Source organism: Cellulomonas sp. ACRRI, from assembly GCF_022346185.1.
In the GTDB taxonomy this organism is placed as follows: domain Bacteria; phylum Actinomycetota; class Actinomycetes; order Actinomycetales; family Cellulomonadaceae; genus Cellulomonas.
This window is the reverse complement of the sequence record NZ_JAKRMS010000275.1, coordinates 1-860: the sequence shown is the minus strand read 5'-3', so window position 1 is coordinate 860 and position 860 is coordinate 1. Positions and strand designations below refer to the sequence as shown.

1 protein-coding gene is annotated in these 860 nt (G+C 75.1%); it reads right to left on the bottom strand.

Annotated features, from left to right (window positions below; translation table 11 throughout):
* Positions 1–63: 63 nt before the first annotated feature.
* The gene (locus MHY85_RS21140) at positions 64–792 is read right to left on the bottom strand and encodes an SOS response-associated peptidase (protein WP_239200450.1); all 729 of its coding nucleotides are present in this window, start codon (positions 790–792) and stop codon (positions 64–66) included.
* Positions 793–860: the final 68 nt, after the last annotated feature.

Below are 860 nucleotides of genomic sequence, written 5' to 3'. Positions count from 1 at the left end.
CGGCGTGACCCGCGGCGTGCGCCGGGGAGGGGCCGGGGAGGGGCCGGGGGTTTCGGGCCGCGGTCAGGACGCGTCCGGCTCGGGCGCCCGCTCGGGCGTCACCGGCTCCACGAGCTCCGGCCCGTCGTTCGCCACGTTGCCCACGGCCCGCCCGACCTCGCGCGGGATCAGGTGCGGCTCGGGCACGTTCACCAGCATCGCCCCGACCTCGTCCGTGGCCGTGATGCCCGGGTCCAGCCACTCGTCCCACAGGTGGCCGGGCAGCAGCACGGGGCAGCGGTCGTGGATGTGCCCGAGGCTGTCGGTCGCCGGGCGGGTGATGATCGTGACCGTCCACAGCCAGCGCGTCGGGTCGTCGTCGGCCTTGCCGTGGTCGCGCCACAGCTCGTACAGCCCGGCCGCGGCCAGCGGCTCGGCACCGTGCAGGAAGTACGGCGTCTTCGGGCCGCGCTCGTTCGCCTGCCACTCGTAGTAGCCGTCCATCGGCACCAGGGCGCGGCGCTTCGCCGCCGCCTTCCGGAACGCCGGCTTGTCCAGCACCGTCTCGGAGCGGGCGTTGATCATCCGCGACCCGATCGACACGTCCTTGGCCCACGACGGCACGAGGCCCCAGCGCGCCTGGCGGAGCTGGCGCTGCGGTCCGTCGTCCTCGACGCGCTCGAGCACCACCGGCACGTCCTGGGTCGGGGCGACGTTCCAGGACGGTCCCGGGTGCTCACCGAGGATCCGGTCGATCGCGAGGTCGCGCTCGAGCTGGTCGGCGGCGCGGGTCTGCGCGTAGCGGCCACACATGGAGCCAGTGTGCCGCGCACCGCCGACATCGACGACGCGGGAGGTGGGGGGCGCGGGCCGGGGATGCG